Genomic DNA, 20,770 nt, shown 5'->3' on the forward strand with positions numbered 1-20,770 from the left:
CGTGCCCGCGGGTCACCGACTTCTCCGGCCGAGCGCGCTGATCGCCGCCGCGGTCCTGCTGGCCTGCCTGCCCGCCGGACCCGACGATGTCACCACGTCCCGGCTCAGCCCCGCCGACGTCGCGGCCGGCCTCGGTGTCGCCGTGGTCGCGATCCAGTCCCTGGTCGGCCTCCGCGGCCGCACCCGATGGGGCTGGCTCCCGTTCGGCGTCGCGCTGGCCGCCTTCGCGCTGGCGACGGTGACCGCGACGGACGTGTCCACCAGTGTGCTCGGCTTCGTGCGCTACGCCGAGATCTTCGTGCTGGTGCCGGTCGCGGTGGCGCTGGCGCTGCGCGACCGGTCCGACCTGTACCTGGTCGCGGGCGCCCTCGTCGCGGTGGCGGCCGCCGAGGGCGGGGTCGGCGTCCACCAGTACCTCAGCCGGACCGGCGCGTCGTACGCGGGCGAATACCTCCGGGCGGTCGGCACCTTCGGCCCGGAGCAGGTCATGGCGCTCGCCTCGCTGCTCGGTTACGGCATCGTGGTCACGCTGGCGCTCGGCCTCGCGGTCCGCGGCCCGGCCCGGCCGCTCCTGATCGCTCTCGCCGGGCTGTTGCTGGTCCCGCTCGCTCTCACGCTCAGCCGCGGCGCCTGGATCGCCACCGCGATCGCGGTGCTGGCGGTGCTGGCCGTCGCGAACCGGCGCGTGGCCATCGGGGTCGCCGGCACCGCTGCCCTGCTGGTCGCCGCCCTGCCGCTCACCGTCGCCGGCCACGGCGGACCGGGCACATTCGTCGAACGCATCACCAGCATCACCACCTCGACCTCCGCGCCCGACCAGTCCGTGCTGGACCGCTACGCGCTGTGGCGGACCGCCGCGGCGATCTGGGCCGATCACCCGGTGCTCGGCGTCGGAATCCGGGACTTCGCCGGATACCGCGACTCCTACGCCTCGGTGGCGTTGTCGGCGGGCAGCGACGTCGGCGACCCCTCGACCGGGCTGGGCCGTGAGCCGCTGTTGTCCGCACACAACCAGTATCTGCAGGTCCTCAGCGAACAGGGCACCGTCGGGCTGGTCGCGTTCGGCGGGCTGCTCGGCGCGCTCGCGGCCGGTGCGGTACGCCGGGCTCCCTCCGGATCCGGCGGTCCCGAGCGGCGCTTCCTCGACCTGGCCGCTCCCGGCATCGTGGCGTGGACCCTGGTCGACTTCGTCTACGGCGATCTCGGCGGCGGCTCCGGCGCGGTCCTGCTGGCGGTGCTGCTCGGCCTGGCGGCACGACGCGTTCTCATCGTCCCGGCCGGCACCCGCCCCGCACGAGCCGAACCGGGGGTGGCGGCGTCATGAACGGCACCACGCTGGCGAAGGCCGCCGTCCTCACCGTCGGGATCTCCCTGACCGGTACGGCGCTCGGGCTCGGCCGGGACCTGCTGCTGGCCCGCTACTTCGGCGCGGGCGGTGGCTCCGACGCATTCCTGGTCGCGTGGACCGTGCCCGAGACGGCGTACGTGCTGGTGGTCGAGGGCGCGCTGACGCTGCTCATGATCCCGTTGTTCAGCGCGGCGCTCGCCCGTGGCGACGACGCCCGGGCGGTCGTGGCCACCACGCTGCCCCGGATCACGTTCGCCCTGGTCGTCCTGTGCGCGGCGGTCCTGGCCGGAGCCCCGCTGCTGGTGCACGCGCTCGCACCCGGGCTGGCCGACCCCGGCCTGGCGGTCACGTGCACGCGCTACACCGCGCTGACCGTGCTGACCTTCGGCGTGGCCGGCTATCTCAGCGCCGCCCTGCGCGCCCACCAGGTGTTCGGCCCGCCGGCCGCGCTGACCCTGGTGTACAACGTCGGCATCGTCGGCTGCATGATCCTGCTGCACGCCCGGTTCGGCGTGGTCAGCGCGGCCGGCGGTGTGGCCCTGGGCGGGTTGCTCATGGTGCTCGTGCAGGTGCCGGCGTACCTGCGCCGGGTGGGCCTGCCGCACGGCTGGCACCTGGGCGGCTCGGCGCTCACGGCCGGCGCGGTCGTTCCGGTGGTCGCCTACACACTGACCCGGCAGGCCCAGGTCTTCGTCGAACGGTTCGTCGCGTCCGACCTGTCCGCGGGCACCATCTCACACCTCAACTACGCCCAGAAGATCGACCAGATCCCGATGCTCGTCGCGCTGCTGGTCTGCGCGGTCACGTTCCCGACCCTCGCTCGCGACGTCGCGGCCGGCGACGTCGCGAAGGCCCGGCACCGGGTCGAGGCCGACCTGCGGACGGTCACCGCCCTGATCCTGGTCTCGGTGGCCTTCCTGATCGCGTACGCGCCGCAGGTCGTCGCGGTCCTGCTGCAGCACGGCGAGTTCACCGCCGCGGACACCGCGGCCACCGCCACGGTGATGCGCGTCTACGCGCTGGGCGTGCTCGGGCACTCGTTCGTCGGCGTGCTCGCCCGGCCGTACTACGCCGACGGGCAGCGTACCTGGTTCCCGGTCGCCGTCATGGCGGCCGGGCTGGGCCTGACCGCCGTGCTGGCCACGCTCGGCACTCCCCTGTTCGGCGCGCCCGCCATCGCCGCCGCCAACGGTATCGGGATCACCGTCGCCGCCGTGCTGCTGCTGACCGGGCTGCGCCGCCGGGTCCTGCCGATCTCGGTGCGCGCGATCGCCGGTGCCGTGGGCCGGCTGGCCCTGGTGGGTGCGGCCGCGTGCGGTGCCGGGCTGTTCGCGGCGCGTGTCATGACCGGGCTCACACCCCTGCCCCAGGCGATCGCGGGCGGGATCGTGGTGCTCGCGGTCTTCGCCGGCCTGGCCCGGCTCGCCGGGTTCCCCGAGATCGCCGCGGTGACCACGGCCGTTTCCCGGAGGCTGCGTCATGACGACTGAATCCGCACCGTTCGTACTGATGTACCACTCGGTGCAGGCCTACCACGACGATCCGTATCAGGTGACCGTCCGGCCCGACCGGTTCGAGCACCAGCTGCGCTGGCTGCACCGGCACGGCCGGCGCGGGGTCTCGATGCGCGAGCTGCTGCGCCGGCGCCGCTCCGGCCACGACGCCCGGCTCGTCGGCCTGACCTTCGACGACGGGTACGCCGACTTCGTCACGGAAGCGCTGCCGGCCCTCGTTCGGCACGGATTCACCGCCACGGTGTTCGTCGTGGCCGGCGCTCTCGGCGGCTGGAACACCTGGGACGACCCGGGCCCCCGCAAGCGCCTGCTGACCGCCACGCAGGTACGCCAGGTCGCCGCGGCGGGAATGGAGATCGGCTCGCACGGCCTGCATCACGTGCACCTGCCCGGGCTCGGCCCCACGGAACTGGCCGAGCACCTGCTCCGCAGCCGCGGCGCCCTGTCCGCGCTGGCCGGCGGGCCGGTGACCGGGTTCTGCTACCCGTACGGCGACGCCGGTCCGCGGGAAACCGCGGCAGTCGCGGCCGCCGGCTACGAGTACGCCTGCGCGGCCGGGCGGGAGTTGCCCGCCGGCCCGCTCACCCTGCCACGCACCTTCGTCGGCGACCGCGATACGCCGCCGCGCCTCTACGCGAAGCTGGCCCGCCACCGCCTCACCACGGGACGGGTGCCGGTATGAGGGTGCTGCACGTCATCACCGGGCTGGACGCCGGCGGAGCCGAACACCAGCTGCGGTTACTGCTGCCCCGGCTGCCGGTCGAGTGCGAGGTCGTCACCCTGTCGCACCCCGGAGTGGTGGCCGGCGCGATCCGGGCCGGCGGCACCGTGGTGCACGAGCTCACCATGCGGGGCAACCGGGACGTCACCGTCGTGCCCCGGCTGGTGCGGCTGATCCGCCGGGGCGGCTTCGATCTCGTGCACACCCACCTGTACCGCGCCTGCGTGTACGGCCGCGTCGCGGCGCGCCTCGCCGGGGTGCCGGCCGTGGCCACCGAACACTCGCTGGGCGACGGGGTCATCGAGGGCCACCGCACCTCGGCCGGGGTGCGGGCGCTGTACCTCACCACCGAGCGGCTCGGCCGGATGACCATCGCGGTCTCCGGTGCCGTCACCGGCCGCCTGCTCGCCTGGGGCGTGCCGGCGCACCGGATCACCGTCATCCCGAACGGCATCGACCCGGGCGAGTTCCGCTTCGACCCGCGCCTGCGCGACGCCACCCGGGCCGAGCTCGGCGTCACCCCGGACGTGCCGGTCGTCGGCGCGGTCGGGCGGATGGTCGCCGGCAAGCGCTTCGACCTGCTCGTACAGGCCCTGCCCGCGCTGCCCGGGACGGTCCTGCTGCTGGTCGGCGGCGGCCCCGCGGTACCCGCGCTGCGGGCGTGCGCCACCCGTCTCGGCGTGGCGGACCGCGTGATCATCACCGGCGAGACCGCCGGCACCCGCGAGTGGTACTGCGCGATGGATCTGTTCGTCTCGCCGTCACCGCGGGAGACGTTCGGCCTGACCGTCCTCGAGGCACTGGCCAGCGGGCTGCCCGCGGTGTACGCGTGCTGCCCGGCGCTCGACGACGTCCCGGCCGGCGGATCGTGGCGGCGGATCGACCGCCCCGCGGCGCTGCCCGGCGCGCTGGCCGCCGGCCTGGACCGCGGCGGGGCCCGGCTGCCGGTCCCCGCGGTGGTGGGTCACTACGACATCGCGCGGGCGGCCCGCTCGGTCGCCGACCTGTATCAGCGCATCGCGCCGCGCGTCGGGGAAGGGATTGCTCCATGAACTCGTCATCGTCTCTGCGCCGGGTGATCCGGCGGCTCGTCCTGATCACGGTGCTCGCCGTTCTCGGCGGCGCGGCCGGAGCGACCTACGCGGCGGTGAAGGATCCCACCTACACGGCGAAGGCCTACGTGGTGGCGACCGCGTCGCGCAGCGACCCGGCGACCGCGCTGAACTTCGCCCAGGCGTACGGCCGGATAGCCACCAGTGGTCCGGTGCTGGCCGCCGCCCGCAGCCGGCTCCACGACGTCGCGGGCCTGTCGTCGGTCCGTGCGTCCACCTCGCCGGACGCGCCGGTCGTCGAGATCGTCGCCACCGGCACGAGTGCCCGGCACACCGCGGATCTCGCGAACGCGGTGGCCCGGGCGCTCGCCGACTACGCGTCCAAGCGCAGCACGGACACCACCGTCAAGCTGTCCGTGCTGGCCCCGGCGACCGTACCGGCGCGGCCCACGTCGCCGAAGCCACCGCTGGAGCTCGCGGTCGGCGCGGCCGCCGGACTGCTCATCGGCGGACTGGCCGCCCTGGGCGGTGGCGGACGCCGTGAGCCGCCCGCCGAACCCGCCGGCACACCGCCCGCCGCCCGGGCCGCGGTGCCGCCGGCGCCCCCGGACCGGACCCTGCTGCAGCCGATCCTCACCCTGCCACCGGTGTCCCACCCGGACGGAACACCGCCGACCGCGCTGCTGCGTCCGGTGCCGGACCACCCGGTCTCACCCGCGGTGGGGACCGCACCCCTGCCCCCCGCGGTGGGCCGGGCCCCCGTCGAAGGATCGGAGGACCTCTGATGATCACCAGGGCCGACGCCGGATGGACGGTCGAGACCGTCCGCGGTGACGACGCGTTCCGGAACCTGCGCGACGACTGGGCGGACCTGTACCGGCGTTGCGCCACCGCTTCGCCCTTCCAGTCGTACGGCTGGCTGGAGGGGTGGTGGCACGCCTACGCCCGGCCCGGATGCCTGCGGCTCACACTGATCCGGCACGACCGCCGGCTGGTCGCCGCGGCACCGCTGATGCTGCGGCGCCGGGGCGGTGTCCGCGTACTGGTGCCGCTCGGCGGGGACCTGGCCGACCACACCGACGTCCTGATCGACGACGACGTCGCCGAGCCGGCCGCCCGCGCCCTGACCCGCGCGCTGCTGGCCCAGCCGGACTGGCAGGTGATCGACCTGCCGGAGTCGCGACCGGGCGCGCTGACCGGCACCGCGTTCTGGGACGCCTGGCCGGGACGCCGCTACCGGATCGCGTCCTCGATGTGCCAGGAGCTCACCACGCAGACCCTGACCGCATTCCTGGCGTCGCTGCCCGGGAGACAGCGCCGGACCGCCCGGCACACGCTGGTCGTGCTGGACCGGTCGGGGCTGGATCTGCACGAGGTCCCCGCGGACGAGGCCGGCCCCGCGGTGACGGAACTGCTGCGCTTGCACGCGCAGCAGTGGCGTGGCCGGGGGATCAACCCCGAGCACCTGAGCCCGGCGTTCGCGGCGTACCTGCGCCGCGCGGTCACCACGATGCTCGGCGCCGGGCAGGCGAGCCTGGTCGAATACCGCGACGGGGACCGGGTGCTCGGCGCGCACCTGGCCTTCCTCGGTCACGACTCGCTGGACGGCTACCTGTCCGGCGTGGACCCGGAGATGCGCCGGGGGATGGACCTGACCATGACCATGCTGGCCGACGCGATGCCCCGGGCACACCGGCTCGGGCTGTCCACGGTGAGCTTCCTGCGCGGCGAGGAGCCCTACAAGGACCGATGGCACCCGCGGCGTACGCGCAACCAGCGGATCCTGCTGGTCCGCCCGGCGAGCCCGGCGGGCCTCGGCTACGCCGCCGCGGTCCGGGCCGGGCGGGCCGCCGTCGCGGCCGCCAAGGAGCACGCGCCGTGGCTGCGCACGGTCCGGGATCGGCTCCACCGATGAGTCCCACCGTGCTGCACGTGGCCCAGCCCACCGAGGCGGGCGTCGCCCGGTACGTCCTGGGCGCCTGCCGTGATCAGTGTGCCCGCGGCTGGCACGTCACGGTCGCTTGCCCCGGCGACGGGCGGCTCGCCGCCGATCTGGCCCGCGCCGGCGTGTCCCGGCTGCCCTGGGCCGCCACTCGCGGCCCCGGGCCCGGGTCGCCCGGCGAGGCGATCCGGCTGCGGGCGCTGATCCAGGCGGTCCGGCCCGATGTGCTGCACCTGCACGCGTCCACCGCGGGGCTGGCCGGGCGGCTGTGGCCGGTGCCGCACGTGCCGATCGTCTTCCAGCCGCACGGCTGGTCCTGGCTGGCCACCGGCGGCGCGCTGCGTCACGCCTGCCTGGCCTGGGAGCGGCTCGCCGCCCGGCGGACCGCCCTGTTCGTCTGCGTCGGCGACGGCGAGGCGCGGCAGGGCCGGACGGCCGGCGTCCGGGGCCGGTACACCGTGGTTCGCAACGGTGTGGACCTGGACCGGTTCCGGCCCGCAGACACCGCCGACCGCGTCGCCGCCCGGCGCCGGCTCCGGGTGCCCACCGACAGCCCGCTGGCCGTCTGCCCGGGCCGGCTGACCCGGCAGAAGGGTCAGGACGTGCTGCTCGCGGCCTGGCCGGCGGTGCGGGACCGCTGTCCGTCGGCCCACCTGGTGCTGGTCGGCGACGGAGATCTCGCCGGACGGCTCCGCGCGCGGGCCACCGGCGGGGTCACGTTCGCCGGGGCGGTCGACGACGTGCGCGACTGGCTGGTGGCCGCGGACGTCGTGGCCCTGCCGTCGCGGTGGGAGGGGCTGTCGCTGGTCCTGCTGGAGGCGATGGCCCTCGGCCGGAGTGTGGTCGTCAGCGACATCCCCGGGCTGGGCGAGGCGCTCGGCCCCGGTGCCGGCGACCGCGTGGCCCCGGAGGACACCCAGGCGCTGGCCGCGGCGCTGAGCACGCGGCTGCTCCACCGGCCGGTCTGCGACGCCGAGGGTGCGGCGGCCGCACGGCACGCCGCCCGATTCGACGTACGGGACACCTACGAGCAGCTCGCGGCCCGGACCGAGGAGGTGGCGCGATGGTCCGCCGGCTGCCGGTCGTCGTGATCTGCCTCGTGCTCGCCGGCTGCACGCCCGGCGCGCCCGCAACGACGCCACAGGTTCCGCGGCCGCTCGGCGCACCGGGTGGCTGGCGGCTCGCCTTCAGCGACGAGTTCGACGGCGCCACCCTCGACCCGCACCACTGGTCCGATCACTCCAGCGCGGAACCGGACGGCGGCCGGGGCAACCCGGGCAACCAGCAACTCGAGTGGAACCGGGCCGGCAACTGCAGGGTCGGTGCCGGTCGGCTCGCCATGACCGCACGCCGTGACCGGGTGATCTCCCCGGCCTCCGGGCAGCGGTACGGCTGGACGTCCTGTCTGATCACCACCGCCCCGGTGTTCCACATCCGGTACGCGTTCCTGGAGGAGCGCGCGGTCCTGCCGGCCCGCCGCGGCTTCTGGCCGGCGTTCTGGACCTGGCAGGCCGGCGGGGTGGACCGGCACATCGAGACCGACGTGTACGAGTACTACTCGGACAACCCCGGGCGGCTCTACGGCACGCAGTTCTCCGGCGTCGGCGGGCGCTGCGAGTGGCGCCCGCCGTTCCATCCGGCCGGAGGCTGGCACACCTACGGTGTGGCGATCGAGCCCACCGGCACCACCTGGTATGTCGACGGCACCGCAATCTGCCGTACCGCCGCCACCTCGGACGGTCCGACGGCGATCATCTCCAACTTGGCGGTCTACGCCCGCATCCCGCCCGAGCCGGGCACCACCACCGCGGTCAAGCTGGTCGACTACATCCGGGTGTGGACGGCAACGGCCCCGCCGGCCTGACGCTCACGTTCGGCGGCCCCAAGCGGCCACCACCAGCACCGCGATGCCGGTCACGACGATGACCAGCGGCCAGAGCAGCGGTGTGCCGAACCACGGCGCCACCACCCGCAGCAGCAACACGCCACCGATTGCGATCAACGCCACCCCGAGGTACCAGGGCAGCAGGCCGGCCGCGGCCGGACGCGGCCCGGCCACCGGCTCGCCGTCGTCCTCCGGGATCACGATCCAGGCGATCACGTAGCCCACCAGGCCGAACCCGCTCGCCAGGACGAGCGCCACCGCGGCGATCCGCAGCAGCACCGGGTCGACGTCGAAGTACCGGGCGAGCCCGCCGCACACCCCGCCGATCATGCGGTCGGCCCGGCTGCGGCGCAGGACACGCGGCGACGACCCCGGCTCGATCGGCGGGTTCGGGCCAATGCCGGACGGTGCTGTCATGACACCCACCTCCCTGTTCCACCATCCCCCGGCGCCCGGGCCGTAGGCAGGGTCGAAGAGCCGGGTGGACAAGGGCCCGACGGCCCCGGCCACCGACGGCCCGGCAGGTCTCGGTGGAGCGCCACACCAGGGGCTCCACGCCACCATGGACCGGGGCGGCCGGGGCTCGCGGGGCAGGAGCACAATGCAGACGTGACGAGTGTGACGCTGGTCGGCCGGTGCGGAACGGTGATCACCGCAATCCGCGGAGGCGAGCGGGCCGGAGAGGTCCGCCTGCTGGTCGGCGGCCTGGCGCACTACTACCTCGCATACTCGGCCGGGCCTCTTCCGGTCGGCACCGAGGTGCTCGTGATCAACAGCCGTGGCGCGCGTCAGGTCGACGTCGAGCCATGGCCCACCGTGCCACCGGACGGATCCGCCCGCGGCGTGACAGAAGGGCTGTAACAGTGTTCGGTTATCGGGTGCCCGCCCCCAACGAGGCGTTACTGATCAGTGGTCGCAAGCAGCGGGGCGCCGACGCGTTGCCGTTCAAGATCGTCACGGGGCACGGTGTCTTCGTCACGCCGGTGCTCTCCAAGGCCACCCGGCTCACCCTGGCCATGCAGGAGGCCGAGGTCGCCGAGGACGCGTACACCAAGCAGGGCCTGACCCTCGCGGTCCGCGCGGTGATCGCGTTCAAGGTCGGCGACGACCACGAGTCGATCGCCGCGGCCGCCCGCCGGTTCCAGGGTGACCAGGGCCAGATGCCGACGCTGGTCGGCCGGATCTTCTCGGGCCACCTGCGCAGCATCATCGGCAGCATGACCGTCGAGTCGATCATCCGGGAGCAGCAGACCCTGGCCGACGCGATCGTCGACGCCAGCAAGCCGGAGATGGCCCGGATCGGCCTGGCCGTCGACTCGCTGCAGATCAGCAGCATCGACGACAAGGGTGTCGGCTACATCAAGGCCCTCGCGGCGCCGCACCAGGCCCGGGTCAACCAGGAGGCGAGTGTCGCGCAGGCCGACGCCGACCGGCAGAGCGCGATGGCCCAGCAGGAGAGCATCCGGCACCAGGCGGAATACGCCCGGCAGACCGCCATCGCCAAGGCCCAGTACCAGGCAGAGATCGACCAGGCACAGCAGACCGCGGCCCAGGCCGGCCCGCTCGCCGCCGCCCGCGCCGCCCAGGAGGTGATCACCGAACGCGCCCTGGTCGCCCAGCGCAACGCCGAGCTGCGCGAGGCCGAGCTGATCGCCGAGGTGATCCGGCCCGCCGAGGCAGAGGCCGAACGGATCCGCGCGCTGGCCCGCGCCGACGCGGACGCCACCAAGCTCTCCGCCGAGGCCGCGGCGGCCGAGGGCCGGATCGCCCTGGACCAGGCGATCATCGAGAAGCTGCCGGAGATGTTGCGGGCCGCCGCCGAGGGGCTGCGCGGCGCGAACGTCACCGTGCTGGACGGCGCCGAGGGCCTCAACAGCGTGGTCGCCTCGCTGGCCGCCCAGGGCATGACCATGCTCGACGCGATCCGCAACGGCATGCGGGTGGAACCGGCCCAGCCCACGAAACCGGGCACCGCGGTCGCGCCGATCAATCCCGTGACGGCCGCCTGACCGGTTTTTCGTGCGGACGTGATCCCGTGCGCCGTCCTGCCGTCCTGTCCCTCTCGACGGGAGGCACGTCGGCAGGAACCACGCGCCCACCGCAGCCGACGCGACCACCGCGACAGCGCCGGATCAGCGCACGGCGTGACGTCACCGGCGTACCGGCGGCGATCAGGGAATCGGCACCGACCAGGTCAGCGTCGTGCCCCCGGCGGGGGCTCCCTCGACAGTCAGGGTGCCGTCATGACGTTCGGCCCGTTGCCGCAGATTGGTCAGACCGCTGCCACGGTTGTCGCCGGTGAATCCGACGCCGTCGTCGCACACCGTCAACGTCAACCGGCCGTCGGACACGGTGACCGCGACGTCGGCACAGCGGGCCCGCGAGTGCCGTGCGATGTTGCTGAGCGCCTCGCGCAGCACGGCGACCAGATCCTGGACGACGTCGCCACGCAGCATGTCGAGCAGGCCGGCGAAGCGCAGGCCCGGCTCGAAGCCGAGGGTCTGCCGGGACTGCACCACCACGTCCAGCAGGCGTGCCCGCGGCCCGCCGCCGTCCTCTCGCCGGGTCTCCTGTAGGGCGAAGATGGTGGTGCGGATCTGGCCGATGGTGTCGTCGAGATCGTCGATGACGCTCGTGATGCGGTCCTGCGCCGCACCCGGGCCGACGCGGGCCGACACCGTCTGCAACGACAGGCCGGCGGCGAAGAGTTTCTGAATCACGTGGTCGTGCAGGTCGGCCGCGATCCGCTCGCGATCGTCCAGCATCGCGACCCGCTGCTGCTCGGCGCGGGCATCGGCCAGTTCGATGGCGACCGCTGCCTGCGCGGCGAAACTACCGGCCATCTCCAGCTCCTCGGCCGCGAACCCGGCGGCGCCACGGCGGCGGAAGGCACCGAGCACGCCGAGTACCCGGGTCGAGCCCTGCAACGGCAGCATCATGCTGGGCCCGATGTCGAGCGCACCGTCGGTCGGCGGATCGGTCTCGCCCTTCTGCGGCGCGTCGAGGCGCAGCGGCGTACCTTCCCGGTACACCCGGCCACTCAACGAGCCCTCCAACGCCAGGATCTGCCCGGTCAGCGCCGCACCGCCCGCGCCGACGGCGACCTCGATCCCGAGCGCGTCGCCAGCCGGCAACGGAAGGACGACCGTGACCAGGTCGGCTCGGGCCAGCTCACGGCTACGCTCGGCGATCAGCTTCAGCACCGAGCCCTCCTGGTCGTCGGCGGCGAGCAGCTCGGCGGTGATGGCACCGGACGCCTGCAGCCATTCCCCGCGCACCCGGGCGAACTCGTACAGCCGGGCGTTGTCGATGGCGACCGCGGCGGTCGCGGCCAGTGCCCGGGCGAGCTCCTCGTCGTCCTGGCTGAACGCGCCGTTGTCGCTCTCGGCCAGGTACAGGTTGCCGAACACGGTGCCGCGGATCTCGATCGGCACACCGAGGAAGCTGTCCATCGGTGGATGCCCCGCGGGAAAGCCCGAGGACCGGGCGTCGTCGGCGATGCGCCCGAGCCGGATCGGGCGGGGATCGTCGATCAGGGCGCCGAGGAGGCCTTTGCCTTGTGGCAGGTGCCCGATCCGGCGGACCATGTCGTCCGGCATGCCGACGTGCACGAACTCGCTGAGACCTCCGCCGGGGGCGATGGTGCCGAGCGCGGCGTAGCGAGCGCCGGTCAGCTCCCGGGCCGCCTCGACGACGTGTTGCAGCACCGACGGCAGGTTCAGCTCACCGATGATCAGTTGGTTGGCCTGGAGCAGCCCCCGGAGCCGGCCCTGTGTGCCGATCACCTCTTGAGCCCGATTGATCAGCTGGCCCAGCAACTGGTCGAGCTCCAGCCGGGGCTGGTCGGGAAACCGCAGCCGAGGCGTCGGGCCGGTCTGCGGATCATCGGCAGACGCGTCGCTGGCAAGCATCGATGCACCTCCTGGCCGAGTCCGCGCGTTGACCTCAATGAATCGGCCTGATCCTAGGCCAGCGGGACCACCGGCGAGAAACGGGCCATCCTCCAGGCCGGTTCGGCTGGCCGGCGGGCCGCGGCGCTGCCGGACAACCGATACGCTCGGGTTTTCCGGACCCGGCACGGTAGGACGTGGGGATAATCCGCGTCTTCTGCTCGACGACCACGAGGTGGTCCGCCGGGGCCTCGTCGACCTGCTGCACGCCACCGGCGACATCGAGGTGATTGGCGACTACTTGTCGAGCCTGCTGGGCACGTCTCGTCGCAGGGCGATCCGGCGTTGTTCGGCGCTCAGCAGCGCTCCGATCTGTTCGATGACCAGACCATCGTGGTGCACGAACCGCACCCGGACCTGACCGGTGTTCCCGCTGACGCTGATGACCCGGCAGGCCAGCGTGGCGACACCGGTGGGCAGCGCCAGCACCACCGAGGCTCGTGCCTGCGGCGCGTCCCGCTCCGGCTGCAGGAAGTCGCCGAGGAATCCACCGCAGGCGAGCGAGTCCGCGACGATGCTCGCACCCCCCAGTGACAGATCCGTGGTGCGGCCGGGCAGCACCCGTCCGGATGGGGCGATCACGCTGGCCGGCAGCTGCACGGGGAGCCGGACACCGATTCGTCGCTCGATCCCGGAGACCGACTCGTCGACGCGCAGATACAGACCGGGAGGGCCGGACGGGGGCGCGGCGATGACGGTGCCCGCGGCGTAGCAGCCACGATCGTCCTGGGTCCACTGGATCTCCACCGGGGTGCCCTCCGGCACGATGAGCCCGTCGGCCTGCACCCGCAGCAGATCACCGGGACTCCGGCTCACCCGGCAGTTGAGCGCCGGCCCGTCGTGGAACCAGATGTGTACCTCGGGAACGTTCCACGGCAGCGGCTGCTCGTGACTGAGATCGACATCGGACCGCAGGATCCTCCGGTGATGCATCATCGCCACACCCTTTCTCGGTAGCTGAAGATGAGCGTGCTCGTCGGCGCTGACCGGCGGTCCCACGCCTGACTCATCGACCTGCCGGCGGCAGTCAACAGGGCTATCCGATTTTTCGCTACAAAGGTCCCGAACCGGACAGGGCGCGGTCGGCCGGCCGGCGAGGCGGTCGGCACCAGCACAGGAACGTTCGGGATACTCGCCATCGTGGTCGCCGCCGCCCTGCTCCCCCGATCCGCCCCGCGCCCGCCCCTCGCCGAGGTGTCATGACCGGTCATCGGTACGCACTGGCCAGAACGGTCGCCCTCGGCCTCGCCGCCCTGCTCGGCTGCACCTCGTGGGGCCCGGCGGTGACGTCGGCGCGGGATCGCGCCGTGCTCGCGCGGCCCGGGGCGGTGAACGTCCTGGCCCTGGGCGACTCGGTGCCCGCCGGCACCGCCTGCGGCTGCGTGCCGTTCCCCGGGCTCTACGCCCGACGTCTCGCCGGGAACGCGCACACGATCAACCTGGCCCGTCCGGGCATCGTCTCGGCCGACGTCCTGGCGCAGGCCGGCGACCCGGCCGACCGGCCGGCTTTCCGGTCCGCCTCGGTCATCGTGATCATGATCGGGGCCAACGACCTCGCCGCGGTGTTCGACGCGGACGGCGACACCGCCGCGTACCGCCGCGCGGCCGGCACCGTCGAGGCGAACGTGGCGGCGGCCCTGGAGCGGATCCGGGCCGTCCGGCGGCCGTCGGTCCCGGTCCTGGTGGTCGGGTACTGGAACGTCCTCGAGGACGGCGACGCCGCGCAGCAGGACTACAGCGCCGACGACACCGCACGGGCCGCCGTCATCACCGGGTACACCAACGACGCCCTGCGCGCGGCGGCGGCCGCCGGAGCGGCGACGTTCGTGCCGACGCTGACCGCGTTCAAGGGCGCGGACGGCACCGCCGATCCGACCCGCCTGCTCGCCGACGACGGCGACCACCCCAACGCCGAGGGGCACGCCACCATCGCGGCCGCTCTCTACGCGGCCCGCACGGCCGTGGCGCCCTGAGCGCCGTCAGGACCGGTCACGCCCGGCCGCGGCGGGCAGGCGGATGGTGAAGACCGCGCCGCGCCCCGGTCGCCCGCTCGCCTCGATCGTGCCGCCGTGCCCGGTGACGACCTCGCGGGCCAGCGCCAGGCCGAGCCCGAAGCGGCGGTGATCGCCGTGGCTGCCGCGCGCGAAACGGGCGAAGAGCCGTTCGGCGTCGGCCGGGTCGAAGCCGGTGCCGTCGTCCCGGACGACGACTGTGACGACGGCGCCGGACGTGCCGAGTTCGACGCTCACGTGCCCGCCGGCCGGGGTGTGGCTCAGCGCGTTGTCGACGAGGGCGGTGAGCACCCGCCGGAGGGCGGCTCGGTGTCCGACGACCGGGGAGGTCTCCCCGGCGGCGGTGCGCAGGACCAGCTCCACCTCCTGCGCACCGGCCCGGCCGGCCTGGTTCGCGATGACGTCGGCCGCCACGGCCCCGAGGTCGACCGGCTCGCCGGCGTCGTCGCGCCGGCTGAGCTGGCTGGAGAGCAGCAGATCCTCGACGACCTCACCGAGATGCCGGGTGCCGGTGACCAGGTGGTCGACGTCGCTGGTGACCTCCGCGACGTCCGCTCCGGTGCGCAGATCCCGCTGCAGCAGCTGAGCCCGGGTGTGCAACTGGGTCAGCGGGGTGCGCAGCTCGTGGCTGGCGTCCGCGACGAAACGTCGTTGCCGGGCCAGCGCGTCGGCCAGCGGGGCCGTCGCCCGGCGCGCGAGCAACGCCGCCGAGCACAGCGCGATCAGCAGGCCGACCAGTTCACCGGCGGCGAGGGCGCCGAGCAGCCGCTCCCGCTCGTCGTGCTGTTCATGACGGCTCATCACCACCTGCACCACCCGGGTCCCCCGCCACCTGGTCAGCGCGAGGTAACCGCCCTCGCGGCCGGCGATCCGGGTGGTCACGCTCGCCCGGCCGGCGCGGACCCGGTCCAGCGCGGCCCGGTCCGGAAGCCCACCGGGCGCGTCCTCGGTCGCGGTGAGCACACCGGCCGCACTCTGCACGAAGACCCACACGTCCGGCGGCGGATCCCGCACGTCGTCCGCGCTCGCCGCGGTCTGGCGCAACAGGGTCGTGGCGGCGGCGTTCTGGCTGTGTATCACCACGACAAGGGCCAGCACCCCGAGCACCAGCAGGCTCACGGTGATCGCACCGGCGGTCTGCAGGGCGATGACCCGCCGCGCCCGGGTCAGCAGCAGCCGATCCGGATCCGGTCCCGCCGGGCTGCGGCGCCTCATCCGGGCCCGAGCCGGTAGCCCACCCCGCGCACGGTGGACACCACCGCGGCACCGAGCTTGCGCCGCAGGTAGTGCACGTACGTGTCGGCCAGGGTCACGCCGGTGGTGTCCGGGAAGACCTGAGCCACGATCTCCTCGCGGGTGAACGCCCGAGCCGGGTTCCGGGCCAGCAGCCGCAGCAGATCGCTCTCCCGGCCGGACAGCGCCACCACCGAGCCGCCCGGCCCGGTCACCGTACGGGAGATCAGATCGAACTCCGCGTCGCCGACGGTCAGCCGCTCCTGCGCACCGGCCCGCCGGCGCAGCAGCACCCGGATCCGGGCGAGCAGTTCGTCGATCTCGAACGGTTTGACGAGGTAGTCGTCGGCGCCGCTGTCCAGGCCGGCCACCCGGTCCGGCACGGTGCCGAGCGCGGTGAGCACGAGCACCGGAGCCGTGATGCCGGATCGCCGCAGCCGGCCGAGCAGGTCGAGACCCTCGATGGCCGGCAGCGCGCGGTCGAGGATCATCGCGTCGTAGCGGCGGGTCAGCGCCAGATGCAGCCCGGCCTGACCGTCCGGGGCGAGATCGGTGGCGTACCCGGCGCCCCGGAACAGGCGCACCAGCAGCGGACCGACCTCGCGGTCGTCCTCGACGACCAGCAGCGTCGCCGCGGGCGGGGAAACATCGGTCATGGTGTCACTCTCGCAGGGATGGTCCGGGCCGGATCCGCGGGCCGGATCCAGCGTCTCAGCCGAAAATGGGAGTTCGTGAAGATTCGGTCCCTAGCCTTGGCCTACGTCACAGTCGGCTCGTCACCACCGGTGCGGTGCCGGCTCCTGCGCCGTTCCCGGAAGGAATTCGATGGGCACCCTCAACGGACTGCCGGCACACATCCTGCTCGTGCACGCCATCGTGGTACTGCTCCCGCTCGCCGCCCTGCTGCTCGTGCTGACCGCGGTCTGGCCGTCGGCCCGCCACCGCCTGGCCGGGCCGAACGCGATCCTGTCCGTGCTGGTCGTCGCCCTGGTGCCGATGACAACGAGCGCCGGTGAGTGGCTGGAACACCGGGTCGGCGAGACCCCGCTGCTGCGCGACCACACCGAACTCGGCGACACCGCCATCTGGGTCGCCCTGCCGGTCGCCGTCCTGGCGCTGGTGATCTGGTGGCGGCAGCGCGAGGCCACCGCGGCGGCGGATGGCCCGGACACCACCGGGCGCCGCGCCTACCTGGCACCGCGATCAGCCATGATCACCAGGGTCGTCATGGTGCTCGCCATACTCATCGCCGGCTCCGCCGTCTACGACACGTACCGGATCGGCGACTCCGGCGCGAAAGCGTCCTGGACCGGCAACTTCAGCTCCACCCCCACCTCGGGCGGGCCCGACGGCGACTGAACGAGCCGTTCGCGGCGGCGTTAGGCTTCGGTCATCATGGACGACCAGCAGGCCCCGGTGAGCCTCGGGGAGATCATCCGGCGGCAGCGGGAACTGGCCGAGCTGTCGATGCGGCAGCTGGCGTCGATGGTGGGCATCTCGAACCCGTACCTGTCGCAGATCGAGCGCGGGCTGCGCGCCCCCTCCGAACGGGTGCTGCACGCGATCGCCGGCTCCCTGCGCACCACCGCCGACGCGCTGACCGAGCAGGCCGCGCCGCGGACGCCGGGGCCGGCCGCGGTGCTCGCCGCGATCGCGGCCGATCCGAACCTGACCGCCCGGCAGCGGCAGGCGCTCGTCGAGGTCTACGCGGCGATGACCGCGACGACGATCGCCCGGCGGGGCCGGGAACGACGTACCGCAGACGGCGACCGGCCCAGGGCATGACCCCGGGCCGGTCGCCGGATGGTTCACCGCAGGATCTGGCGAGCCGTCCGGACGTAGGCCGCGCCGACGTCCTCGATGAGCCCGGCGCTCACGGTGAGCGCGTTCTTAGCCCACGGGTAGGGCGTGATCTTCGCAGCGTCCTTCTCGAGCGCGACGATGTCGGCGATCCCCCGCTCGTAGGCGTTCACCGCGAGGACGCCGATCTCACGCCGGAGTTCCCGGCGTTTCGCGGCGGGAGCGGCCGGCTCGGTCTGTTTGGCGGGCCGGGTGGTCGTGGTGGTCATCGTTACCTCCCTTCCTCAATTAGCACGTTAGCTGCGCACAGCTAACGCCGGTCAGGGCCGTTGGACCCCACCTCAGGGCCGGACCGCGCCGCGCTCACCGAGTGAGCACGACCTTGAGCGCCCCGGTCGTCGCCGGCTGCGCGAAGACGTCGTACGCCTGCATGATCTCGCCGAGGCCGAAGCGGTGCGTGACCAGCGAGGAGACATCGAGCTGACCGCCGACCAGCATGTCCAGCAGACGCGGCGTGGAGGACGTGTCCACCAGCCCGGTCGTGATCGTGACGTCGCTGGTCCACAGGTGCTCCAGGTGCAGCGTGGCGGGCTTGCCGTGCACGCCGATGTTGGCGATCCGGCCACCGGGCCGCACCAGCGTCTGGCACATCTCGAAGGTCTCCGGCAGGCCCACCGCCTCCATCACCACATCGGCGCCGAGGCCACCGGTGAGTGCCCGGATCGAGCCGAGCGGCACCTGCTCCGGCGTCAGTGTGACGTCCGCGCCCAGGTTCTTCGCCGCCTGCAGCCGGCTCTCCGCCTTGTCGATCGCCACGATGTGCGCCGGGGAGAACAGCTTGGCGGTGAGGATCGCGGCCAGCCCGATCGGCCCGGCGCCGACCACGACCACGGTGTCGCCCGGGCGGACCCCGCCGTTGAGCACGCCGACCTCGTACGCGGTGGGCAGGATGTCGGCCAGCATCAGCGCCGCCTCGTCGGTCACCGGCCGGGGCAGCCGGTGGGTGGACAGGTCGGCGAACGGGATCCGGGCGAACTCCGCCTGCACCCCGTCGAGGTCGTGGCCGAGCCGCCAGCCGCCGCCACCGCGGCACTGACCGTATCGGCCCTCCCGGCAGAAGCGGCAGAGGCCGCACGCCGAGATGCAGGATGCCAGCACCCGGTCACCGGCGCTCAGCCCGGACACCGCGGTACCGGTCTCGACGACCGTGCCGACCGCCTCGTGCCCCAGGATCCGGCCCGGCGTCACCTCGGGCACGTGCCCGGCCAGGATGTGCAGGTCCGTCCCGCAGATGGTCACCGCGTCGATCCGGATCACCGCGTCGCGCGGGTCGCGGATCACGACGTCCGGGACCTCGGCCCAGGATCGCTCGCCGCCTCCGCCGTACACCAGCCCTTTCATGATCTTTTTCCCCTCGCCGTTGAAGGATGCGCCTGATCCGAGCATGTCCGCCGCCGGCGCCGGCCGACAGGGCCGAACGGCGCGACCGGATTACCTATGGCCCTGCCCGGCCTGCTCGGCGCCGCGCGACGCTTGTCGCAGGCGCCCTCCCGGCCCGACCGGAACGCCGCCGCCCGGCATTCGTGAAAGCGTGGCCGCTGAGCCACCAGACCCACCGTCGTCAAGACGGAAACCGGCCGGCGGGGAACGGGAACCGGCCGGAAGGGCGCCCCAACGCCGCCTTGACCGTCCGGGATGGTGGAGCCATGAGCACGACACCGGTCAGCGCACCCGCCGCCGGCTTGGCGGCGGCGATCCGCGAACGCCTTCCGCGCGGATCGCGGTGGCGGGTCGTGGCGGTCTCCGGCGCGGTGGAGGTGCTCGGCGGTGCCGCGACGCGGGGCACCGTGGTGGCCGCCGCGATCGACGACGACGCGCATGCGGACGAGGTGCTGGCCCACGCCGACCGGCGGGCCCGGGAGCGGGGTGCGACGCTCCGCGCCGTGCACGTCTGGACCGGTCGGGGCGCCGTGGTGGGTGGCCTGCGGGTCCGCCCGCACGGGCTGTCCTACGCCGATCTGCTGCTCTCCACCGCGCTCTACGACGGGCTGGACCCCGGGGACGCCGCCGCGGCCGAGCGGGAGATCCTGCACGACCGGGATCCGGCTCGGGCCCTGCGCAGGCTCAGCCGTGAGCTGTCCCTGCTGGTCGTGGCCGCGGCGAGCGAGCAGGTCACGCCGGCCCGGCCGTTCGGCTCGACCGTCGGCGGCCTGATCGGGCGTACCACCTGCCCGCTGATCGTGGTATCGACTGGCGCCGATCGACCGGCCTCGAGGTGGCCTGCGGCCCTACCCGGCATCGCACGATGAGGGTTCCCTGGACGGTGAGGAGATTCCTCGGTCGGTGACGGCGCCGGAAGGAGGCCCCACCCGTGTTGCAGAAGATCATTATTGGGTACGACGGATCGCCACAGGCCGGTGCCGCACTCGCCTGGACGTTGACCGAGGCGGACCGCACCGGGGCTCCCGTCGAGCTGCTCTACGCGGACGAGTCGCCGGTGTGGACGCCGATCGGCGACGGATCGTCCGGCCCGGCGCGCCCGGAGAGCTACGTCGTCGAGGTCATCGGCGGCATGATGGAGCGCGCCGTGACGGCGGCGAGACGGACCCACCCCATGGTCGAGGTGACCGTGAAGACGGTCCGGGCGTTCCCCGCCCCGGCGCTGATCGACCGGTCCCGGCGCGCCCGGCTCGTGGTGATCGGCGCTCGTGGTCACAGCGCGGTGACCGACCTGCTGGGCTCGGTCAGCTCGGCTGTCACCGCGCACGCGCACTGCCCGGTCGTGGTGGTCCGCGGTGACGCCCCGGCCGCGGCGCCGGTGGTGGCCGGGATCGACGGCTCCGGGCTGGCCTCCCCAGTGCTGGACCTCGCCGCGGTCCAGGCGTCGGCCCGGCGGGTTCCGCTGCGGGTGGTCCGTGCCTGGTCGCCGGCGGCCGGCATCGGGACCGACGGGCGTCAGGAGGCACGGGCCGTCCTGGAGCGTGAGCGGGGACCGTTCGACGCCCTGGTGACGCTGGTCAGCGACACGTTCCCGGAAATCAAGGTCGAAGCCGAGGCGCTCGTCGAGCACCCGGCGGCCGCGCTGACCCGGGAGAGCGACACGGCGCAGCTGCTCGTGGTCGGCAGCCGGGGCCTCGGCCCGGTCCGCGGGCTGCTGCTCGGGTCGGTCAGCCAGCACCTGCTCCGGCACAGCGCCTGCACCGTCGCCGTGGTGCACGACACCCTGATGCGCGCCTGACCTCTCCTCTGGGCCGACGACAGATCGCGCCCGCACCGCGTGGGCCCCGGACACACCGTCCGGGGCCCACGTGGT

General features: G+C 73.7%; 22 protein-coding genes and 1 pseudogene. 16 read left to right on the top strand and 7 right to left on the bottom strand.

Annotated elements, in window-relative coordinates; all coding sequences use genetic code 11:
- Position 1 precedes the first annotated feature (1 nt).
- From ADL15_RS45710 to ADL15_RS45745, 8 genes are read left to right on the top strand one after another with little or no spacing between them, the layout of a single operon-like run.
- Positions 2-1,324, top strand: coding sequence for an O-antigen ligase family protein (locus tag ADL15_RS45710; RefSeq protein WP_067706073.1), 1,323 nt, complete (start codon positions 2-4; stop codon positions 1,322-1,324).
- Entirely contained in the window at positions 1,321-2,838 is a 1,518-nt protein-coding gene (gene murJ, locus ADL15_RS45715) for a murein biosynthesis integral membrane protein MurJ (protein WP_157442004.1), read from the top strand. Before ADL15_RS45710 ends, murJ begins: the two co-directional genes overlap by 4 nt.
- On the top strand, positions 2,828-3,544 hold the full coding sequence (locus ADL15_RS45720; RefSeq protein WP_198171294.1) for a polysaccharide deacetylase family protein: 717 nt from the start codon (positions 2,828-2,830) through the stop codon (positions 3,542-3,544). The genes murJ and ADL15_RS45720 overlap by 11 nt, the downstream gene beginning before the upstream one ends.
- A complete protein-coding gene (locus tag ADL15_RS45725; RefSeq protein ID WP_067706077.1) occupies positions 3,541-4,635 on the top strand; it encodes a glycosyltransferase in 1,095 nt (364 codons plus the stop codon). The genes ADL15_RS45720 and ADL15_RS45725 overlap by 4 nt, the downstream gene beginning before the upstream one ends.
- Positions 4,632-5,420 (top strand): Wzz/FepE/Etk N-terminal domain-containing protein, encoded by a 789-nt coding sequence (locus ADL15_RS45730; RefSeq protein WP_083972547.1) that lies wholly within the window; start codon positions 4,632-4,634, stop codon positions 5,418-5,420. Before ADL15_RS45725 ends, ADL15_RS45730 begins: the two co-directional genes overlap by 4 nt.
- Positions 5,420-6,550: a GNAT family N-acetyltransferase gene (locus ADL15_RS45735; protein ID WP_083972548.1), complete on the top strand. Its 1,131-nt coding sequence runs from the start codon at positions 5,420-5,422 to the stop codon at positions 6,548-6,550. The genes ADL15_RS45730 and ADL15_RS45735 overlap by 1 nt, the downstream gene beginning before the upstream one ends.
- On the top strand, positions 6,547-7,668 hold the full coding sequence (locus tag ADL15_RS45740; RefSeq protein ID WP_083972549.1) for a glycosyltransferase: 1,122 nt from the start codon (positions 6,547-6,549) through the stop codon (positions 7,666-7,668). Before ADL15_RS45735 ends, ADL15_RS45740 begins: the two co-directional genes overlap by 4 nt.
- The gene (locus tag ADL15_RS45745; protein WP_067706081.1) at positions 7,641-8,441 is read left to right on the top strand and encodes a glycoside hydrolase family 16 protein; all 801 of its coding nucleotides are present in this window, start codon (positions 7,641-7,643) and stop codon (positions 8,439-8,441) included. Before ADL15_RS45740 ends, ADL15_RS45745 begins: the two co-directional genes overlap by 28 nt.
- A gap of 3 nt (positions 8,442-8,444) precedes the next feature.
- On the opposite strand, the gene ADL15_RS45750 is transcribed toward ADL15_RS45745, so the two are convergent.
- Positions 8,445-8,879, bottom strand: coding sequence for a PspC domain-containing protein (locus ADL15_RS45750; RefSeq protein WP_157442006.1), 435 nt, complete (start codon positions 8,877-8,879; stop codon positions 8,445-8,447).
- Between the two features lie 192 nt (positions 8,880-9,071).
- Between ADL15_RS45750 and ADL15_RS45755 the strand changes: the two genes are divergently transcribed.
- A complete protein-coding gene (locus tag ADL15_RS45755; RefSeq protein WP_067706083.1) occupies positions 9,072-9,323 on the top strand; it encodes an NfeD family protein in 252 nt (83 codons plus the stop codon).
- Positions 9,324-9,340: 17 nt separating this feature from the next.
- Positions 9,341-10,471, top strand: a complete 1,131-nt coding sequence (locus tag ADL15_RS45760) for an SPFH domain-containing protein (RefSeq protein WP_232344960.1) — start codon at positions 9,341-9,343, stop codon at positions 10,469-10,471.
- 162 nt (positions 10,472-10,633) lie between these two features.
- Here ADL15_RS45760 and ADL15_RS45765 read toward each other — a convergent pair whose 3' ends face one another.
- Positions 10,634-12,373: a sensor histidine kinase gene (locus ADL15_RS45765; protein ID WP_157442007.1), complete on the bottom strand. Its 1,740-nt coding sequence runs from the start codon at positions 12,371-12,373 to the stop codon at positions 10,634-10,636.
- Between the two features lie 196 nt (positions 12,374-12,569).
- On the opposite strand from ADL15_RS45765, the pseudogene ADL15_RS53705 reads away from it, so the two are divergent.
- Positions 12,570-12,686, top strand: a pseudogene (locus ADL15_RS53705) (DNA-binding response regulator); the annotation flags it as partial.
- On the opposite strand, the gene ADL15_RS45770 reads toward ADL15_RS53705, so the two are convergent.
- On the bottom strand, positions 12,650-13,348 hold the full coding sequence (locus tag ADL15_RS45770) for a PilZ domain-containing protein (RefSeq protein WP_157442008.1): 699 nt from the start codon (positions 13,346-13,348) through the stop codon (positions 12,650-12,652). The pseudogene ADL15_RS53705 and the gene ADL15_RS45770 sit on opposite strands and share 37 nt — an antisense overlap.
- A gap of 263 nt (positions 13,349-13,611) precedes the next feature.
- Here ADL15_RS45770 and ADL15_RS45775 point away from each other — a divergent pair, with 263 nt between their 5' ends.
- A complete protein-coding gene (locus tag ADL15_RS45775; RefSeq protein WP_083972551.1) occupies positions 13,612-14,385 on the top strand; it encodes an SGNH/GDSL hydrolase family protein in 774 nt (257 codons plus the stop codon).
- Between the two features lie 6 nt (positions 14,386-14,391).
- Here the strand turns inward: ADL15_RS45775 and ADL15_RS45780 are convergent, their stop codons facing one another.
- Entirely contained in the window at positions 14,392-15,639 is a 1,248-nt protein-coding gene (locus tag ADL15_RS45780; protein WP_067706091.1) for a sensor histidine kinase, read from the bottom strand.
- On the bottom strand, positions 15,636-16,313 hold the full coding sequence (locus tag ADL15_RS45785) for a response regulator transcription factor (RefSeq protein ID WP_157442009.1): 678 nt from the start codon (positions 16,311-16,313) through the stop codon (positions 15,636-15,638). The genes ADL15_RS45780 and ADL15_RS45785 overlap by 4 nt, the downstream gene beginning before the upstream one ends.
- A gap of 169 nt (positions 16,314-16,482) precedes the next feature.
- On the opposite strand from ADL15_RS45785, the gene ADL15_RS45790 reads away from it, so the two are divergent.
- A complete protein-coding gene (locus ADL15_RS45790) occupies positions 16,483-17,016 on the top strand; it encodes a DUF2231 domain-containing protein (protein ID WP_067706093.1) in 534 nt (177 codons plus the stop codon).
- A gap of 36 nt (positions 17,017-17,052) precedes the next feature.
- Positions 17,053-17,442 carry a helix-turn-helix domain-containing protein gene (locus ADL15_RS45795; RefSeq protein WP_157442010.1) on the top strand — a complete coding sequence of 130 codons (390 nt, stop codon included), beginning with the start codon at positions 17,053-17,055 and terminating at the stop codon, positions 17,440-17,442.
- Between the two features lie 23 nt (positions 17,443-17,465).
- Here ADL15_RS45795 and ADL15_RS45800 read toward each other — a convergent pair whose 3' ends face one another.
- Positions 17,466-17,726 carry a hypothetical protein gene (locus tag ADL15_RS45800; RefSeq protein ID WP_067706097.1) on the bottom strand — a complete coding sequence of 87 codons (261 nt, stop codon included), beginning with the start codon at positions 17,724-17,726 and terminating at the stop codon, positions 17,466-17,468.
- A gap of 94 nt (positions 17,727-17,820) precedes the next feature.
- Positions 17,821-18,858, bottom strand: a complete 1,038-nt coding sequence (locus ADL15_RS45805; RefSeq protein WP_067706099.1) for an alcohol dehydrogenase catalytic domain-containing protein — start codon at positions 18,856-18,858, stop codon at positions 17,821-17,823.
- A gap of 305 nt (positions 18,859-19,163) precedes the next feature.
- Here ADL15_RS45805 and ADL15_RS45810 point away from each other — a divergent pair, with 305 nt between their 5' ends.
- Entirely contained in the window at positions 19,164-19,766 is a 603-nt protein-coding gene (locus ADL15_RS45810; RefSeq protein WP_067706102.1) for a universal stress protein, read from the top strand.
- 62 nt (positions 19,767-19,828) lie between these two features.
- Positions 19,829-20,695 (top strand): universal stress protein, encoded by an 867-nt coding sequence (locus tag ADL15_RS45815; RefSeq protein ID WP_067706104.1) that lies wholly within the window; start codon positions 19,829-19,831, stop codon positions 20,693-20,695.
- Positions 20,696-20,770 lie beyond the last annotated feature (75 nt).

It is taken from the genome of Actinoplanes awajinensis subsp. mycoplanecinus, assembly GCF_001509495.1.
Classification (GTDB): Bacteria; Actinomycetota; Actinomycetes; order Mycobacteriales; family Micromonosporaceae; genus Actinoplanes; species Actinoplanes palleronii.

What these genes read in the sequence shown, in the direction of transcription:
- murJ (WP_157442004.1), top strand. Translation starts at nt 1,321, where the DNA reads ATGAACGGCACCACGCTGGCGAAGGCCGCCGTCCTCACCGTCGGGATC.
- ADL15_RS45720 (WP_198171294.1), top strand. Translation starts at nt 2,828, where the DNA reads ATGACGACTGAATCCGCACCGTTCGTACTGATGTACCACTCGGTGCAG.
- ADL15_RS45725 (WP_067706077.1), top strand. Translation starts at nt 3,541, where the DNA reads ATGAGGGTGCTGCACGTCATCACCGGGCTGGACGCCGGCGGAGCCGAA.
- ADL15_RS45730 (WP_083972547.1), top strand. Translation starts at nt 4,632, where the DNA reads ATGAACTCGTCATCGTCTCTGCGCCGGGTGATCCGGCGGCTCGTCCTG.
- ADL15_RS45735 (WP_083972548.1), top strand. Translation starts at nt 5,420, where the DNA reads ATGATCACCAGGGCCGACGCCGGATGGACGGTCGAGACCGTCCGCGGT.
- ADL15_RS45740 (WP_083972549.1), top strand. Translation starts at nt 6,547, where the DNA reads ATGAGTCCCACCGTGCTGCACGTGGCCCAGCCCACCGAGGCGGGCGTC.
- ADL15_RS45745 (WP_067706081.1), top strand. Translation starts at nt 7,641, where the DNA reads ATGGTCCGCCGGCTGCCGGTCGTCGTGATCTGCCTCGTGCTCGCCGGC.
- ADL15_RS45750 (WP_157442006.1), bottom strand. Translation starts at nt 8,879, where the DNA reads ATGACAGCACCGTCCGGCATTGGCCCGAACCCGCCGATCGAGCCGGGG.
- ADL15_RS45765 (WP_157442007.1), bottom strand. Translation starts at nt 12,373, where the DNA reads ATGCTTGCCAGCGACGCGTCTGCCGATGATCCGCAGACCGGCCCGACG.
- ADL15_RS45770 (WP_157442008.1), bottom strand. Translation starts at nt 13,348, where the DNA reads ATGATGCATCACCGGAGGATCCTGCGGTCCGATGTCGATCTCAGTCAC.
- ADL15_RS45775 (WP_083972551.1), top strand. Translation starts at nt 13,612, where the DNA reads ATGACCGGTCATCGGTACGCACTGGCCAGAACGGTCGCCCTCGGCCTC.
- ADL15_RS45780 (WP_067706091.1), bottom strand. Translation starts at nt 15,639, where the DNA reads ATGAGGCGCCGCAGCCCGGCGGGACCGGATCCGGATCGGCTGCTGCTG.
- ADL15_RS45785 (WP_157442009.1), bottom strand. Translation starts at nt 16,313, where the DNA reads ATGACCGATGTTTCCCCGCCCGCGGCGACGCTGCTGGTCGTCGAGGAC.
- ADL15_RS45790 (WP_067706093.1), top strand. Translation starts at nt 16,483, where the DNA reads ATGGGCACCCTCAACGGACTGCCGGCACACATCCTGCTCGTGCACGCC.
- ADL15_RS45795 (WP_157442010.1), top strand. Translation starts at nt 17,053, where the DNA reads ATGGACGACCAGCAGGCCCCGGTGAGCCTCGGGGAGATCATCCGGCGG.
- ADL15_RS45800 (WP_067706097.1), bottom strand. Translation starts at nt 17,726, where the DNA reads ATGACCACCACGACCACCCGGCCCGCCAAACAGACCGAGCCGGCCGCT.
- ADL15_RS45805 (WP_067706099.1), bottom strand. Translation starts at nt 18,858, where the DNA reads ATGAAAGGGCTGGTGTACGGCGGAGGCGGCGAGCGATCCTGGGCCGAG.
- ADL15_RS45810 (WP_067706102.1), top strand. Translation starts at nt 19,164, where the DNA reads ATGAGCACGACACCGGTCAGCGCACCCGCCGCCGGCTTGGCGGCGGCG.